The sequence below is a fragment of the Silvimonas terrae genome, from assembly GCF_014202765.1.
Lineage (GTDB): Bacteria > Pseudomonadota > Gammaproteobacteria > Burkholderiales > Chitinibacteraceae > Silvimonas > Silvimonas terrae.
Genome location: NZ_JACHHN010000004.1, coordinates 188926 through 204110 on the forward strand (window position 1 = coordinate 188926; position 15185 = coordinate 204110).

Sequence of the window (15185 nt, forward strand, 5' to 3'; positions counted from 1 at the left end):
CTCATTATACAGTCAGCATGATGCAACTGCGGCAACCGTCATGCACAAAAAAGCATGGTGCATGCTGACGATCAATTCAACTGTCATGATGCATTGCACCGCAGACTGCCGCTGCCCGGCTTGCCCCGGTGCGGTGCATAGTGAGGTCAGCCCCTTTTTGCCTTTGTTTGCCGGAGATCCGTATGGCCAGTTATCGTTACCGCATCGTCAATGTCTTTGCTGAAACCCCGTGGGCCGGCAACCCGCTGGCGGTGTTTGAGGATGCCCGCGGGCTGGACGCCGCCGCAATGCAGACGCTGGCGCAACAGCTTAATTTGTCCGAGACCACCTTTGTTTTTCCCTCCGCCAGGGCCGATGCACAGGTGCGCATCTTTACCCCGACTTATGAGTTGCCGTTTGCCGGCCATCCGACCCTCGGCACGGCGTGGGTGCTGGCGCAAACGCTGGGGAAATCTCACCTGACGCTGGAATTCAAAGCCGGTGTCATCCCGGTGGTAGCCCATGAACACCACCGTATGCAACTGAGTGCCAACGCCCCCACCTACCGCTTTGCGCCGCCCGCCGCAGACATGGCGCACGCACTGGGCATTGCGCCGGAGCAAGTGGCCGGCACGCCGCGCTTTGTGAATACCGGGACAGAACAACTGGTGGTGCCGCTGGCCAGTGCCGAGGCGGTGCAGGCATGCACACCTGATCTGGCCCTGATGAATATCCACGCAAAGAACGAGCGTGGCATTATCCAGACGCTGGTCTGGGCCTGGGCGGAGGACGACATTGTGGCGCGCTTTTTCTGGGTACAGAATGGGCAACTGGCCGAGGACCACGGCACGGGTTCGGCCTGCGCCAACCTGGGCGGCTGGCTGCTGGCCGAACAAACTACTACGCTCCCCCTGACTGCCAGCATGGTGCAGGGGCACGGCATTGGCCGGCTGGCTCATCTGAGCTTGCTGATTGATGCAGACAAACAAATTCATGTGGGCGGACGGGTAGCCGAAGTGGGCCGGGGCGAATTTGACTGGCCAGATCACGGCGGCAACGCGCTCGCCTGACGCGCGCCATTTGCAAAAAACCAGCGCCTTGCTGACGGGGCGCTTTTTCTTTTTGTCGGACAAGCGAACCAGTTAACCCCCCAAGCGGTCGAAACGCAGACATAATACCGGGCCGGTCATATGCCGCCGGTGTTACCCTCCGCCACCTGTTGTCTTTGTTATCAGAAACGCCCGCCATGATTTCCAGAAACCTGTCCCGTACGTTGATTGCTTGTTCCCTCCTGCTCGCCGCTTCGGCTCAGGCCTTTACTCCGCCCGTTCCAGAAATCAACGCCAAGGCGTACTACCTGACGGATTTTCAAAGTGGCTCCGAACTGGCATCACGTGATGCCAATATGCGGGTCGAGCCCGCCAGCCTGACCAAACTGATGACCGCTTATGTGGTATTCAAAGCCGTCAAGGAAGGCCGTATTCGCCTGGACCAGCAACTGACCGTCTCCACCAAAGGCTGGAAGACCGAAGGTTCGCGCATGTTCCTGGACCCGAAAGCCCCGGCCCGGGTTGATGACCTGATCAAGGGCATGATTGTGCAGTCCGGCAACGATGCCTGCGTGACGCTGGCCGAAGCCATTGCCGGCAGCGAAGAAGTGTTTGCGCAGATGATGAACCAGCAAGCGCAGCGTCTTGGCATGACGGGTTCGCACTTTATGAACTCCACCGGCCTGCCGGACCCCAACCACTATATGACAGTGGCAGACCTGGGCAAGATTGCTGCGGCCATCATCCGCGACTACCCGGAGTTCTATCCGATCTACTCCATGAAGGAGTTCACGTACAACAAGATTCGCCAGCCCAACCGCAATCTGTTGCTGTACCGTGATCCGAATGTGGATGGCATGAAAACCGGTCACACCAACTCGGCCGGTTTCAACCTGGTGGCCAGTACGCACAAGGATGGCCGCCGTTTGATCTCGGTGGTGGTCGGCACCACGGGCGATGAAGTTCGCGCCAATGAATCGGCCAAGCTCTTGAACTGGGGCACGCAATTCTTTGACACGCCCAAAGTGTTCACCGCCAAACAGCCGCTGGCCACCCAGCAGGTCTACAAAGGCGCCGAGAGCAGCGTGAAAGTGGGCTTTGTGAATGATCAGTTTGTCACCGTGCCCAAGGGCGATGGCAGCAAGGTCACCACACAGGTCAAACTGGATGAGCCGCTGATTGCGCCGATCAAGGCCGGCCAGCAACTGGGCACCATTGATGTGCTCGATCAAGGCAAGGTGATTGCGCAGTACCCGGCGCAAGCCCTGGAAAACGTCGAGGAAGCCGGCTTCTTTGGCCGCCTGATCGACAGCATCAAACTGATGTTCCACAAGTGGTTCGGCGGCAAATAAGCGACCGCATCCGTCATTTGTGCCCACAATGCCCGCACGCTGTCCGCTGCGGGCATTGTTTTTGCGTTAAAGCAGATGACACCACTTTGCGGAAAGCCCCGTGCCTGCAGGAATCGCCATCGCCATTGTTGAACATACCCGGCCCAGTGTGGCCGGGCAGATCGTTCATATCCTGCAACAAGCCATGCCAGACGCCCCCTGGCTACCGGAAGCCACCATTTTGATGCTGGATCAGGCGCGCTATCTGGGTGCGCTGCGTGGTGAGTCCTTGTGCGGCGTGCTCGCCCTCTCTGCACTGGACGAAGGGCGGCAGGTGGTTTCGTCATTTGCAGTGTTACCAGTCTGGCAGCGCCAGGGCATCGGCCAGATGTTGCTGGAAGCCGCCATCGGACTGGCCGGCCAGGAGGCACTGTTGCTGGCCGTGCAGGCCAGCAACGGCGGCGCGCTCACTCTCTATCGGCGCGTGGGCTTTACCGAACATGGGCGGTTTGTGGATGAAACCCATGGCGAGGCCATGATCCGCCTGTGGCGACCCGCCGCTCAATCAATCTGACGGATTGCCGGCATACCCCAGATCAACAGCAACATGGCGGCGCTCATGGTCAGACAGAACACTGGCATGATGACGCCAATGCCGATATGCAACGACAACAAACCGGTCACCATGGCGTAACTGAGGGGCGACAAGCCCATTGAGGCCATGGTGTTCAGACTCATCACCCGGCCGATTTTGCTGCGATCAGCATACTGCTGGATCAGCGACATCATGGGCACGTTATTGCTGACCACGCCCAGACCGGTCAGGAACTGCACGCATACCGCCAGTGCCAGCCACGTCACGTGCGACAGGCTGCCCAGCAATACCCCTTCCGCCACGATCACCAGTGCAATCATCAACAAGCGCTTTTTGCGGGGCGGGAAAATGGTCAGCAGGAAGCCACCGGTGACCATCCCCGCCGCAAACGCACTTTGCAGGTAGGACAGCACCGCCGCATTGCCGTGCAGATTGTCTGCCGCCACGATCGGCACACCCAACGCCAGCGGCCCCATAAACAGCAAATTGGCAATGGCGTAAATGATCATCAAGGAACGCAACACCGGGGACGACAGCGCGTATTGCACGCCTTCCTTGAGTTCCGCCAGCACATGTTTGCGGGCGGCATGCCAATCCATCGGCGGCTCTTTGACCTGCGCCACGCACAGCGTCCCCGCCGCCAGCATGATGGCGGTGAACACAAACACCCACTCATAACTCAGCAGCGCCAATAACGCGCCGCCCAGCACCGGCCCGAACACAAGGCCAATCTGGTTGGTGGTCAGCATGACGGAGTTGGCGCGGGGTAAATCCAGATCCGGCACCACACTGGGCAAGAGGGCATCCCGCGCGGGCCAGAAAAACGCATCCAGCGCGCCATACAAAAAGGCAAACCCCGTCAGCGTGACAATATTGAGCGCATTGAAGTACAGCAAGCCGACCAGCGCCAGCATCAGAAATACGCGGGTGGTCAATGAAAACCGGATGATGCGCGTGCGCTTCATCCGGTCAGCCAGCACACCGCCAAACGCCATCAACACAATACGCGGGACAGACCCCGCAATCATCACAAAGCCAAGCTGTTCCTTGACCCCAAGGGTTTTGACCACATACCAGGTTTCAGAGAGTGTGGCGACGGCCAGCGCCAGGTTGCCAAAAATACTGGAGAACCAAAGCAGTAAAAAATTGCGATTACGAAAGAGCGACGAGACCTGGGTCATTTGGGGCCAAAAACGATGTGTTAGACTGCAAGGCTTGCACACAAGCGGCAACGGGCAGGAAAACCCGCCGCACGACCCGCCCGGGCAACAGGTTGCCAGGCGCGGCGACAAGAAATGCATTATCCAAAAACCTGATTCTACCCGGCAGCACACCCCCGCCGACGTGCCTCGGCAAGCCGGGCAAAGACTGGTTTCACAATCACCTGAACTCATCATAGGGAACTGCATCATGGCGTACCGAAAAATGACCGAGCTGGACTTGTCCGGCAAGAAAGTGCTGATCCGTGCCGACCTCAACGTACCCGTCAAAGATGGCGTGATTGGTGACGACACCCGTATCCGCGCGTCGTTGCCGACCATTGAGGCCGCACTCAAGGCGGGCGCCGGGGTTATCGTGATGAGTCATCTGGGCCGTCCGACTGAAGGCCAGATCAATCCGGAAGACAGCCTTGCCGGCGTCGCCGCCCGCATGGGTGAACTGCTGGGCCGCAAGATCGACGTGCTGGACAACTGGGAAGGCTACCAGGTCAAGCCGGGCGACGTGGTGCTGCTGCAAAACGTGCGCTGCAACGTGGGCGAGAAGAAAAACAGTGATGATCTGGGCAAGAAATACGCCGCCCTGTGCGATGTATTCGTCAACGATGCCTTTGGCACCGCGCACCGCGCTGAAGCCTCGACCCACGCGGTAGCCAAGTTCGCCCCGGCCGCTTGCGCCGGCATTTTGATGGCTGGCGAACTGGACGCGCTGGGCAAGGCACTGGCCCATCCGGCCCGCCCGCTGGTGGCGATTGTGGCCGGCTCCAAGGTCTCGACCAAGCTGACCATTCTTGAGTCGCTGGCCGACAAGGTTGACCAGTTGGTGGTGGGCGGCGGCATTGCCAATACCTTCTTGCTGGCCGAAGGCAAGCAAGTGGGCAAGTCGCTGGCTGAAGCCGATCTGGTGGGTAACGCCCGTACCGTGATCAGCAAGCTGCGCGCCCGCGGTGGCGATGTGCCGCTGCCGACCGACGTGGTGATCGGCAAGAAGTTCGATGCCAACGAACCCGCCGTGGTCAAGCCGCTGGCCGCCGTTGAAGCAGACGACATGATTTTTGACATTGGCCCGGATTCGGCCAGGGCACTGGCAGATGTGCTGAAAAAAGCCGGCACCATTGTCTGGAACGGCCCGGTGGGCGTGTTCGAGTTTGACCAGTTTGGTAACGGCACCAAAGTTGTGGCCGAAGCCATTGCCGAATCGAGCGCTTTCTCGATCGCGGGCGGTGGTGACACCCTGGCTGCGGTGGCCAAATACGGCATCACCGACAAGGTGAGCTATATCTCCACCGGTGGTGGTGCTTTCCTGGAATTCCTGGAAGGCAAAGTGCTGCCGGCCGTAGAAATTCTGGAAACCCGTTACAACGGTTAATCCGGATCAGGACAGATTTGCTGGATACAGATGATACAAAAATCTGTCCCCGCTTAAATCAAGTCGTCACAAAAGCCGGGCCGACGCCCGGCTTTTGTCATTTCACAATACTTACAGCACAACAAACAGCTATAAAACATAGGTCGCCCACGCGACCTTTTTTCTTGTGATGGAGTAGCTCAATGCAGTTTGTCCGTGTTCTCGCCTGCGCCATGGTTTGTGCTGGAGCGATCTCCGCCTGGGCTGCCGACAGTGCCAAACCGTTGAACCTGACCTTGCCGCAATCAGTCGTCGGCTCAGCACCTGCGGCCTCGTCCCCATCTGCCACCGGCCCGAACAGCAAACGCTGTACCGATCTGCGTGCGCAACGTGACCAATTACAAAAAGATCCGATCGACCGCCAGACCGGCACCATCAGCTCCGCCCGCAAGAGCCAGATCAAGGGCTTGAACAACGAGCTGCACAAATCCGGCTGCTGGGGCCCGGCTGACGGTCAATAAACGCCAGTCAGTCCACCAGGATGAGCAGCGGCCAGTGCCGCTGCCATTGTTTCTGCGCGATGCGTTCCCGGTAAACCCTCACATTGGCAAACGCCGGATTGCGCCTTAGCCGCAGCGCAAACAGGTCGTCCAGCGCCACAATCTGTACTTCTCCCGCTTCATCCAGCCACACCCCGACCGCTGTGGCGGCCAGTTCGCCAGCGCTTCTGCCAATGAACTCACCGCAGATAGCCCGTTAAACCGGTGCGCATGTGCCTGATTGACGACCTCCCACGCAACTCCCGGCATGGCAGCCATCAGCGCGTGCTCAATATGCTGCGCATGCTCGACGGGCAAAGCGGCATCGAAATAACACACATCCACATCCGTCACGACCGGCAAGCTGGTCTGCTCATGCCCCTTTTGCCAGACCCGGTTGCGCACTGCGCCTGCGGCAATGCACCACCGCGCCAGCCCGCAAGCGCGCACGCAGGCCAGTTGCGCCATCAAGGTGGCATCCGCCCGCACCATGCGGCGCAAGCAGGCTTCAAGGCTTTCATCAGGTTGTAATGGGCTGACCATTGGTTTCAGGGCTTTCCCGAATGGCGAATATCCCGATTGGGTCTGATGCGTTTGAACGTCTAGATTGTGATGCAACGCACCAATCGGATGGAGAACCGCTATGCCGCTCGTATCGCTACGCACCGTGCTGGATCACGCCGCAGAACACCAATATGGCGTGCCCGCATTCAATGTGAACAATCTGGAGCAGATTCACGCCATTTTACAGGCGGCCGATGCCACGCAAAGCCCGGTGATTCTGCAAGCCAGTTCCGGTGCCCGCAAGTACGCTGGCGAGTTATTTATCAAGCATCTGATTGAAGCCGCTGTCAGCAGCTATCCCAAGTTGCCGGTCGTCATGCATCAGGACCACGGCACCAGCCTGGCGGTCTGCATGAGTGCGGTGAACCTGGGGTTCTCCAGCGTGATGATGGATGGCTCCCTGCGTGAAGACGGCAAGACCCCGAGCGATTACCACTACAACGTGACCGTGACGCGGGAAGTAGTGCTGCTGGCGCACCAGAAAGGCGTCTCGGTAGAAGGTGAACTGGGTTGCCTGGGCAGCCTGGAAACCGGCATGGGCGAGGAAGAAGACGGCGTAGGCGCCAACCGCAAACTCTCACACGATGAAATGCTGACCGACCCGGAACAGGCCCGACAGTTTGTCGAGGCCACCGGGGTGGACGCCCTGGCCATTGCCATTGGCACCAGCCACGGTGCCTACAAGTTCACCCGCCCGCCCACCGGCGAAGTACTGGCGATCGAGCGCATCAAGGCCATTCACGCCGCCATTCCGCAGACGCACCTGGTGATGCATGGCTCATCCAGCGTGCCCCAGGAGTTACTCTCAGAAGTGCGGGAGTTCGGCGGTGACATCAAACCCACCTGGGGCGTGCCGGTGGAGGAAATCCAGCGCGCCATCAAATACGGCGTGCGCAAGATCAATATTGATACGGATTTGCGCCTGGCCATGACCGGGGCGATCCGCAAACATTTCATGACCCATCCTGCAGATTTTGATCCGCGCGCGTATCTGAAGCCGGCCATCGCGGCCATGCGCGCAGTGTGCGAGGCGCGCTATCAAGAGTTTGGCGCGGCCGGTATGGCGGCACGGTTCAACCGTTAGGTGGCAGGTATTTCCCGGCGTAACCCGGTTCAGAGTCCCATGCAACGATTCGGCCCGCCAGCAGGCGGGCTTTTTTTTGGGCAACCGGAGATCAGGCCTGGATCAGTACATGGCTGCGCATGCTGGCGACCAGTGGTGTATCCAGCCGTACCACGGCCCCCTCGCCCGCACCCAGGCGCAAAGCCCCACTGCTGACCTCGCCCCGCAATACCTTGACCGTTGCTTCCTCTTGCCCGCAAAAGCTGGCACTGGCTGCGGGCGTCCAGCTACTGGCGGTATCCAGATAACTATCGAGTAAAGCCGGTACGCCCCTGGCCATCAAGCGGCGGGCACGCCAGCCCGGGCCGATATCAACCGGGATTTCACACTTGCAGCGGAGTACCCGCGCCGTCGCTTCCGCCGCAAAGCGGAGCAGCCCATGTTGCGGCAGACCCGTTTCGCTGACCAGGTGAACCGGGGCGCCAGGCGTCACCGGCGTAGCCAGGAATTCACCAGGTTGCAACTGGACATCTCCGCCTGCAAGACCACGCATGGTCAACACTGCCGCTGCATTTTCAAACACATACGCCAGTAGCGTATGCATGCCCGCCGGGACCGTCACCACAGCGGGTACATGCTCACTCAGATAGACATTGGAGCCAGTACAGGATGGCGATTTCATCAAACGCTCCAGAAATAAAAAACGCCTGGCGCAAGCCAGGCGTCGGACACCACCACCCGTGGATCAGGCGGTCAGTGCGGCGATTTCCTTTTCTGCGCTGGCAAAGGCTTCGGCCTTCTTTGCGTCACCCATCGAGGTCCCTTCTGCACGCACAAAGCGCACATCAGTGATGCCCACAAAACCAAACACGGTGCGCAGATAGGCTTCCTGATGATCCAGGGCACGCAGCGCTTCATTGCTGGAATACACGCCACCGCGAGACGAGGCCACCACTACCGTTTTACCTGTTGCCAGGCCAACCGGGCCATTTTCAGTGTATTTGAAGGTACGACCGGCAACGGCAATGCGGTCAATCCAGGCCTTGAGCTGGCTAGGGATAGAGAAGTTGTACATCGGGGCACCCACCACGATCACATCCGCACCCAGGAATTGGGTCAGCAGGGTTTCGCCATAAGCCGCTTCACGCTTTTGCACTTCGGTATGCGATTCAGCCGGTACAAAGCGGTGGCCCAGGGCTTCACCCGACAGGTGAGCCGGTTCGGCTGCAGCCAGGTCCAGGTAGGTCACCTGGGCGTTCGGGTTGGCGGCTTGATAGGCCTTGGTGATATTGGCGGTCAGCTTGCGCGATACAGAGTTGTCACCCAGAACGCTCGAGTCGATATGCAGCAGTTTCATCATGTTCTCCTTGGTGCGGCCGGCTGATGCCGACAGCTTGTGATTGGCGGCTGGCCGGTGAATCCGGCTGGCCTTGCAACATGGATGCCACTCTATCGGTGAGGTGAACAGGTGATAAGTCGGCAAAAGTGCGATAGATTGTCCTGAAAACAGGACAATCAGTTAAGGGCGGTTGATCATGCATGACCTGAACGACATGTATTTTTTTGCCGAAGTGGTCGAAGCCGGCGGCTTTTCCAGCGCCAGCCGGGTGCTGGGCATCCCCAAGTCACGCCTGTCGCGGCGCGTGGCGGAGCTGGAAACCGGCCTTGGTGTGCGCTTGTTGCAGCGGACCACGCGCAAGCTGGCACTGACAGAAGTCGGCGAGTTGTACTACCGCCATTGCCTGGCAATCCGCGACGAAGCCCGTGCCGCCAGCGAGGCGGTAGAACATGTGCAATCCACACCGCGTGGCACCATCCGCGTCAGTTGTCCGGTGACGCTGGCGCAGACCGTGGTAGGCAAGATCATCCCGCGCTTCATGCAAGAGTACCCCCAGGTCAAGATCAATATGATTGTGACCAATCGGCCCATCGACTTGCTGGAAGAAGGCATTGATGTGGCATTGCGCGTGCGGCCCACCCTGCAAGACTCGGCCTCGCTGGTGGTCAAGCAACTGGGCGTGGCGCACTCCGTGCTGGTAGCCAGCCCTTTGCAACTGGCACGCCAGGGGCAACCCACACACCCGGATGAACTCGGCTGGCTGGACACGCTGGCCATGTCCGCAGCGGATGGTCGAGCGACCTGGTCCCTGGTGGGCCCGGCCGACGAAGAACGTCAGATCACGCACTTTCCACGTTATGTGGCGGATGACCTGCCGACCTTGATGTTTGCCGCCCAGGCCGGGGTTGGTGCCTGTATCCTGCCCGAATACCTGTGCCGGGATGAGCTGGCGCGTGGCGATCTGGTCCAGGTGCTGCCTGACTGGCGCTCGCCACTGGGCTACGCGCACGCGGTATTCCCGTCACGCCGCGGGCTGGTCCCGGCGGTACGGCATTTTCTGGATTATCTGGGAGAGTCTTTGCTGGCCCCGCAATGCCGGGAACAGTTGGCGGGAGCGATAGTCCCGACGGCTGTACCAGCACCCGCACAGCACCCCTGAGCCGGTGTGCTGTGCGGGCAGGAAAGCGCCTGGTGCTGATTACTTGTCGAACGCCCGCGGCTGCAACTGGCTCAACCACTTGAGCGCCAATTGCCGTTGCGCGCCGGAACCCGAATAAAGCGTTTCTTCCAGTGCGCGCATGGCTTCGCCCTCCTGGCCATGCTCCAGCAAGGTGGCAATTTTTTGCATCTGCGGATCATCCGAGCGAAACGCGGATGGCTCGGGCTTGGCCGGTACCACTGGCCCAGCGGCCGCAACCGGGGCCGCTGCCGCCAGGGCTACCGGTTCGGTCATGGCCGGTGCTTCCAGCGGTGGCAAAGCGTCGAGATCAAACTCCATTTCGTTACCGAAGAAGGCGGCGGCGGGCTCTTCTTCAACAGGTGTTTCCAGGACGGGTTGCCTGGTATCAAACGGCACATGCTCTGCCAGCGGCTTGCGTGGCAACGCTTCGTGGTCTTCTGCCAGCGTCCATTCGGAGTCGGTCAGCGCCAGCCCGGCTTGAGTGCGCATCAGCGATTCAAATTCCGCCTCAGCTTCTGGCGAGGGCGTGGACGGATGATCCGGCAAGGTGCCGCCGATACTCTGTTTAAGTGTGGATTCCTTGCGATAGTCCGGCAGGCTGGCTGCGTCCTCTTCAGACAACTGATAGAGCGCGTTATCCGGATCAACGCTGGCCCCCATCACCTGCACCTGGCGCCACAGGTCTTCATCCGTGAACTGTTCGCGGAACTGTCTGGCGTAATCCAGGAAGTCGGCCTTCATCTGGTGCTGGCTGTAGATCGACAACAATTTGAGCCACAACGTGGCCAGGGCCGGGTGTTGCTCTATTTCCTGAATCAGCAGATTGATAGCTTGTTGCAGCAGGCCGTGATCCAGCAGCAACTGGGCTTCTTCAAGCACGTTGCCCGGTTGCACCACATCCATGGTGGAGTTTTGCCATTCGTTGGCAATCTGCGTGATATGGTTGGCCAGCTCGCGCTGAGGCTCTGCGCGGGCGGCCAGCGGGGAAGCCACGGCGCCACGTGCGCCAGCACCTGCAGCGGGTGGGAGTACGGTATGGACGTCTTCATCCGGCATGCCGTTGGCGAACTGCATGGCATATTCGTCTTCTGCCACGCTGGCTTCACGCTGGCGCGATTTCCAGCGCAAGTAAGACCAGGCCATCACCCCCACCAGCAACAGCAAAATCAGCGGGAACAACAACCAGTCCAGCAGACCGCCGGATTTCTCTGGCACGGGTGCCGCAACATGCACCGGCGCGTGCGGATGGGCCGTCGCAGCGGGCACGGTTGTATTGGCTGTATTGGCTGCGGGCGCTACCGCATTGGCCGTTGCCGGTTGGGTGAGTTGCTGCTGGGCCTGCAACTTGAGTTGCGCCAATTCTTGCTGCAATTGGGCAATCTGCGTTTTAAGCAAAGCCAACTGCTGGTCTTCTGATGCCGCCTGATTGGCGATCGCGGCCACCGCCGGGGCGGACGCGGTCGAAGGCGACGGCGTGTCCGGGGGCGAATCATCCAGCCGCAGCACAGAGCGACCCGTCGTCGCGCTGGCAGCCGGTTTACGAGCAGCCTTGGGCGCGCGGGGAGCCGCCTCGCTGGCGGGCGCGGCCACCTTGCCCGGCAAGGTAATCTGGGTGTCTACCGACAAGGGTACGCGGTAGCCCTGCGGCAAATCCGGGTTCTGCGCGTACATCGACTCAATAAACTGCCGCCGCGCTGCGCCGTCATGCGGGTAATAATTGCTGGCGATGGATTCGACCGTATCCCCTGCCCGTACTGTCCAGGACTCGCCCGGGGCCGGCAGCTTGCGCCGGGTGGCGCGGGCGGGTGCAGCAGCGACAGGCGCGGTAGCCTGATCATTGCTGCCGTTGCTGATCACGGCCCCACGGTAATCGCGCGGGTCCAGCAACAAGGTGTAGTCACGCCGGAAATCACGGGTGTCGTCACTACCACATTTGACTTGCACCGGTAGCTGCATGACCGGCTCGGTCACGGGATCACTGGTGCGCAAACGCAGGCGGCCGCTACCACTACCTTGCGGCTCCCAGGTCATTTGCACGCCCCGCAGCACGCTACCGCCGTCGTCATCCTGCGGCGTACCGACCCTGAAGCAACTACTGCTGAGTTCTTCCCCGGAGGCGGTGGTGACCTGAATCACCGCATCCAGCCGCTCACCCAGAGCAGAGCGCACCTGGATCGGACCCAGTGCGGCAGAAAAGACCGGCGCTGCACCCAGGGTCATCCCCGCAGCAAGCAGCGAAACAACATGCAAAGAGTGGGCTGGGTGTTTCTTCATCCGGGGATCAGTGGTCGCTTTCAGTCAACAAGTGGCATATGTTATACGATATCCAGGTGATCGATTCCCGAAAGCACATCTTTATGTTTGGCCTCCGCCCCCTGCAACTTGATATGCAGGCGCAAATCGTTCACTGAATCGGCATTACGCAATGCATCTTCATAGCTGATCAATCCAGCTTCATAAAGATCAAACAAGGACTGGTCAAAAGTCTGCATACCCAATTCACGCGACTTTTTCATGATTTCCTTGATCTCGTGGACCTCGCCTTTGAAAACGAGTTCCGAAATCAACGGCGAATTGAGCATGACCTCTACCGCAGCAACCCGCCCCTGTCCGGAACGATGAGGAACAAGTCGTTGCGAAACAAAGGCTTTCAGGTTCAGCGACAAATCCATCAGCAATTGGGAGCGGCGTTCTTCCGGGAAGAAGTTGATAATCCGGTCCAGCGCCTGATTGGCTGAGTTGGCATGCAATGTCGCCATGCAAAGGTGACCGGTTTCGGCAAAGGCGATGGCGTAATCCATGGTATCGCGGTCGCGGATCTCACCAATCAGAATCACATCTGGCGCCTGACGCAGCGTGTTCTTCAGCGCCGCACCCCAGGAATCTGTATCAACGCCTACTTCACGTTGCGTAACGATACTATTCTTGTGCTCGTGCACGTATTCAATCGGGTCTTCAATGGTAATGATATGGTCGTAGGCTTTTTCATTGCGCTCGCCAATCATTGCCGCCAGCGAAGTGGATTTACCCGACCCAGTACCACCCACAAAGATCACCAGACCGCGTTTGGTCATGGCGATATCGTGCAATACCGGCGGCAGCCCCAGTTCCTGCAGTTTGGGAATCTGCGAATTGATGGTCCGCAGCACCATACCCACCCGGCTTTGCTGCATGAAGGCATTAACCCGATAACGCCCCAATGTGCCCGGGCTGATCGCAAAATTACATTCATGCGTTGCTTCAAATTCTTCCGCCTGCCGATCATTCATGATGGCGCGGGCCAGTTCTTTGGTGTGTTGCGGCGTCAATGCCTGGCTTGAGACCGGCGTAACGCGGCCATCCACCTTCATTGCCGGCGGAAAGTCTGCGGTAATGAACAAGTCCGATGCCCCTTTGGCGCGCATATGGCGCAAAAGGTCTTGCATGAACTTGGCTGCCTGTTCTTTTTCCATGATTCCTTGAATCTTTCACCAGGAAGGATGCCGGCGTACACACGTGCCGCACGCGCTGATCCAACAATAAATATCTATAGCCTGATTATTAAATAGCTGCTCCAGACCGGGTCTGGCTATCACTATTTGCAACTCAGGCCGCTTTGACGTCAGAACCTGGCAATCTTGCCAGGGTCAGCCCTTGAAGTTGTCCGGGATCGCCGCTTTGCCGCGCGCTTCCGCCGCCGACACGATATTGCGCTGAACCAGATTTTGCAGATTCTGATCCAGGGTTTGCATGCCAAATTGCGAACCGGTCTGGATGGACGAATACATCTGCGCCACCTTGTTTTCCCGGATCAGGTTACGAATGGCCGGAATACCGATCATGATCTCGTGCGCCGCCACCCGGCCTGTGCCGTCCTTGGTCTTCAACAGGGTTTGCGAGATCACCGCGCGCAAGGATTCAGACAACATGGCGCGCACCATTTCTTTTTCCGCAGCCGGGAACACGTCCACTACCCGGTCAATGGTCTTGGCCGCAGAACTGGTGTGCAGCGTACCGAATACCAGGTGACCCGTTTCGGCCGCAGTCAGCGCCAGCCGGATGGTTTCCAGGTCACGCAACTCACCCACCAGCACCACGTCCGGATCTTCCCGCAGGGCGGAGCGCAAAGCGTTGGAGAACGACAGCGTATGCGGACCAACTTCCCGCTGGTTGATCAGACACTTTTTGGAGGAATGCACGAATTCGATCGGGTCTTCCACGGTCAGGATGTGGCCGTATTCGTTTTCGTTGATGTAGTTCACCATCGCTGCCAGCGTGGTCGATTTGCCCGAACCGGTCGGCCCGGTCACCAGCACAAGGCCACGCGGGTTTTCAGCAATTTCACGGAACACGCGCGGCGCGTTCAGTTCTTCCAGCGTGAGCACCTTGGACGGAATGGTCCGGAATACCGCACCCGCGCCACGGTTTTGCACAAAGGCGTTGACCCGGAAACGCGCCAGATTGGGAATCTCGAACGAGAAGTCGCACTCCAGCGTGTCTTCGTACACCTTGCGCTGCCCGTCGTTCATGATGTCATACACCATGTCGTGCACGTCTTTGTGTTCCAGCGGCGGCAGGTTGATCCGGCGCACGTCACCATGCACGCGGATCATGGGCGGCAAGCCGCTGGAGAGGTGCAAGTCGGACGCCTTGTTTTTGACGGCAAACGCAAGCAGTTCAGAAATTTCCATGAGGGCGCAAGACTCCGGTGTTGTCCCCCGCGGGCCTGACGCACCACGAGCGGATCATGACAAGGGCAAATGACGGCAGTATGCATGACAACTATTGCATATCGCCGTCGATTCTAACTGCGGTGAAATACAACGTAACCAGCGCATGCTGACGACGTATCCAAAAGACAACTATCTACTTGCACTACCCGACAGTTCAAAGTGTTGTCCGACAAGGCGTGAAGGCGCGCTTACAAACGGAACGAAGCGCCGCCAGACGGCGTGCTGGCTCCCGGTCCACAAGACCCGAACACCCCGCTTGTGCAGTCAGC

At 59.3% G+C, this 15185-nt stretch carries 12 protein-coding genes and 2 pseudogenes; 7 read left to right on the plus strand and 7 right to left on the minus strand.

Going from position 1 to position 15185, the window contains the following annotated elements; all coding sequences use genetic code 11:
- The first annotated feature begins 182 nt into the window (after positions 1 to 182).
- The 3 genes from HNQ50_RS10960 to HNQ50_RS10970 all read left to right on the plus strand — a co-directional run bounded on the left by HNQ50_RS10960 (position 183) and on the right by HNQ50_RS10970 (position 2933).
- A complete protein-coding gene (locus tag HNQ50_RS10960; protein ID WP_184100585.1) occupies positions 183 to 1049 on the plus strand; it encodes a PhzF family phenazine biosynthesis protein in 867 nt (288 codons plus the stop codon).
- A gap of 176 nt (positions 1050 to 1225) precedes the next feature.
- The gene (locus HNQ50_RS10965) at positions 1226 to 2380 is read left to right on the plus strand and encodes a D-alanyl-D-alanine carboxypeptidase family protein (protein ID WP_184100587.1); all 1155 of its coding nucleotides are present in this window, start codon (positions 1226 to 1228) and stop codon (positions 2378 to 2380) included.
- A gap of 100 nt (positions 2381 to 2480) precedes the next feature.
- Positions 2481 to 2933 carry a GNAT family N-acetyltransferase gene (locus tag HNQ50_RS10970; protein WP_221303136.1) on the plus strand — a complete coding sequence of 151 codons (453 nt, stop codon included), beginning with the start codon at positions 2481 to 2483 and terminating at the stop codon, positions 2931 to 2933.
- On the opposite strand, the gene HNQ50_RS10975 is transcribed toward HNQ50_RS10970, so the two are convergent.
- A complete protein-coding gene (locus HNQ50_RS10975; RefSeq protein ID WP_184100589.1) occupies positions 2921 to 4135 on the minus strand; it encodes an MFS transporter in 1215 nt (404 codons plus the stop codon). The genes HNQ50_RS10970 and HNQ50_RS10975 overlap by 13 nt on opposite strands.
- Positions 4136 to 4364: 229 nt before the next feature.
- Here HNQ50_RS10975 and HNQ50_RS10980 point away from each other — a divergent pair, with 229 nt between their 5' ends.
- Both HNQ50_RS10980 and HNQ50_RS10985 read left to right on the plus strand, forming a co-directional pair.
- Complete coding sequence (locus HNQ50_RS10980) at positions 4365 to 5540, plus strand: phosphoglycerate kinase (RefSeq protein WP_184100590.1); 1176 nt, start codon at positions 4365 to 4367, stop codon at positions 5538 to 5540.
- 182 nt (positions 5541 to 5722) lie between these two features.
- Positions 5723 to 6040, plus strand: coding sequence for a hypothetical protein (locus tag HNQ50_RS10985; RefSeq protein ID WP_184100592.1), 318 nt, complete (start codon positions 5723 to 5725; stop codon positions 6038 to 6040).
- A 7-nt stretch (positions 6041 to 6047) separates the two neighbouring features.
- Here the strand turns inward: HNQ50_RS10985 and HNQ50_RS10995 are convergent.
- Positions 6048 to 6601, minus strand: a pseudogene (locus tag HNQ50_RS10995) (nucleotidyltransferase family protein).
- A 100-nt stretch (positions 6602 to 6701) separates the two neighbouring features.
- Here HNQ50_RS10995 and fba point away from each other — a divergent pair.
- Positions 6702 to 7694 (plus strand): annotated as a pseudogene (fba, locus tag HNQ50_RS11000) (class II fructose-bisphosphate aldolase); the annotation flags it as partial.
- Between the two features lie 103 nt (positions 7695 to 7797).
- Here fba and HNQ50_RS11005 read toward each other — a convergent pair.
- Positions 7798 to 8367 carry a hypothetical protein gene (locus HNQ50_RS11005; protein ID WP_184100600.1) on the minus strand — a complete coding sequence of 190 codons (570 nt, stop codon included), beginning with the start codon at positions 8365 to 8367 and terminating at the stop codon, positions 7798 to 7800.
- Between the two features lie 63 nt (positions 8368 to 8430).
- Positions 8431 to 9045: an FMN-dependent NADH-azoreductase gene (locus HNQ50_RS11010; protein WP_281386181.1), complete on the minus strand. Its 615-nt coding sequence runs from the start codon at positions 9043 to 9045 to the stop codon at positions 8431 to 8433.
- Positions 9046 to 9220: 175 nt separating this feature from the next.
- Between HNQ50_RS11010 and HNQ50_RS11015 the strand changes: the two genes are divergently transcribed.
- A complete protein-coding gene (locus HNQ50_RS11015) occupies positions 9221 to 10183 on the plus strand; it encodes a LysR substrate-binding domain-containing protein (protein ID WP_184100602.1) in 963 nt (320 codons plus the stop codon).
- A 39-nt stretch (positions 10184 to 10222) separates the two neighbouring features.
- On the opposite strand, the gene HNQ50_RS11020 is transcribed toward HNQ50_RS11015, so the two are convergent.
- From HNQ50_RS11020 to HNQ50_RS11030, 3 genes are all read right to left on the minus strand, one after another.
- Positions 10223 to 12478, minus strand: a complete 2256-nt coding sequence (locus tag HNQ50_RS11020; RefSeq protein WP_184100604.1) for a type IV pilus assembly protein FimV — start codon at positions 12476 to 12478, stop codon at positions 10223 to 10225.
- Positions 12479 to 12519: 41 nt separating this feature from the next.
- Positions 12520 to 13656 carry a PilT/PilU family type 4a pilus ATPase gene (locus HNQ50_RS11025; protein WP_184100606.1) on the minus strand — a complete coding sequence of 379 codons (1137 nt, stop codon included), beginning with the start codon at positions 13654 to 13656 and terminating at the stop codon, positions 12520 to 12522.
- 174 nt (positions 13657 to 13830) lie between these two features.
- On the minus strand, positions 13831 to 14874 hold the full coding sequence (locus HNQ50_RS11030; protein ID WP_184100608.1) for a type IV pilus twitching motility protein PilT: 1044 nt from the start codon (positions 14872 to 14874) through the stop codon (positions 13831 to 13833).
- Positions 14875 to 15185 lie beyond the last annotated feature (311 nt).

Excerpts from the sequence above, each read along its gene's own strand:
- HNQ50_RS10965 (WP_184100587.1), top strand. The coding sequence starts at position 1,226 with ATGATTTCCAGAAACCTGTCCCGTACGTTGATTGCTTGTTCCCTCCTG.
- HNQ50_RS11030 (WP_184100608.1), bottom strand. The coding sequence starts at position 14,874 with ATGGAAATTTCTGAACTGCTTGCGTTTGCCGTCAAAAACAAGGCGTCC.
- HNQ50_RS10960 (WP_184100585.1), top strand. The coding sequence starts at position 183 with ATGGCCAGTTATCGTTACCGCATCGTCAATGTCTTTGCTGAAACCCCG.
- HNQ50_RS11005 (WP_184100600.1), bottom strand. The coding sequence starts at position 8,367 with ATGAAATCGCCATCCTGTACTGGCTCCAATGTCTATCTGAGTGAGCAT.
- HNQ50_RS10980 (WP_184100590.1), top strand. The coding sequence starts at position 4,365 with ATGGCGTACCGAAAAATGACCGAGCTGGACTTGTCCGGCAAGAAAGTG.
- HNQ50_RS11025 (WP_184100606.1), bottom strand. The coding sequence starts at position 13,656 with ATGGAAAAAGAACAGGCAGCCAAGTTCATGCAAGACCTTTTGCGCCAT.
- HNQ50_RS11010 (WP_281386181.1), bottom strand. The coding sequence starts at position 9,045 with ATGATGAAACTGCTGCATATCGACTCGAGCGTTCTGGGTGACAACTCT.
- HNQ50_RS11020 (WP_184100604.1), bottom strand. The coding sequence starts at position 12,478 with ATGAAGAAACACCCAGCCCACTCTTTGCATGTTGTTTCGCTGCTTGCT.
- HNQ50_RS10985 (WP_184100592.1), top strand. The coding sequence starts at position 5,723 with ATGCAGTTTGTCCGTGTTCTCGCCTGCGCCATGGTTTGTGCTGGAGCG.
- HNQ50_RS10975 (WP_184100589.1), bottom strand. The coding sequence starts at position 4,135 with ATGACCCAGGTCTCGTCGCTCTTTCGTAATCGCAATTTTTTACTGCTT.
- HNQ50_RS11015 (WP_184100602.1), top strand. The coding sequence starts at position 9,221 with ATGCATGACCTGAACGACATGTATTTTTTTGCCGAAGTGGTCGAAGCC.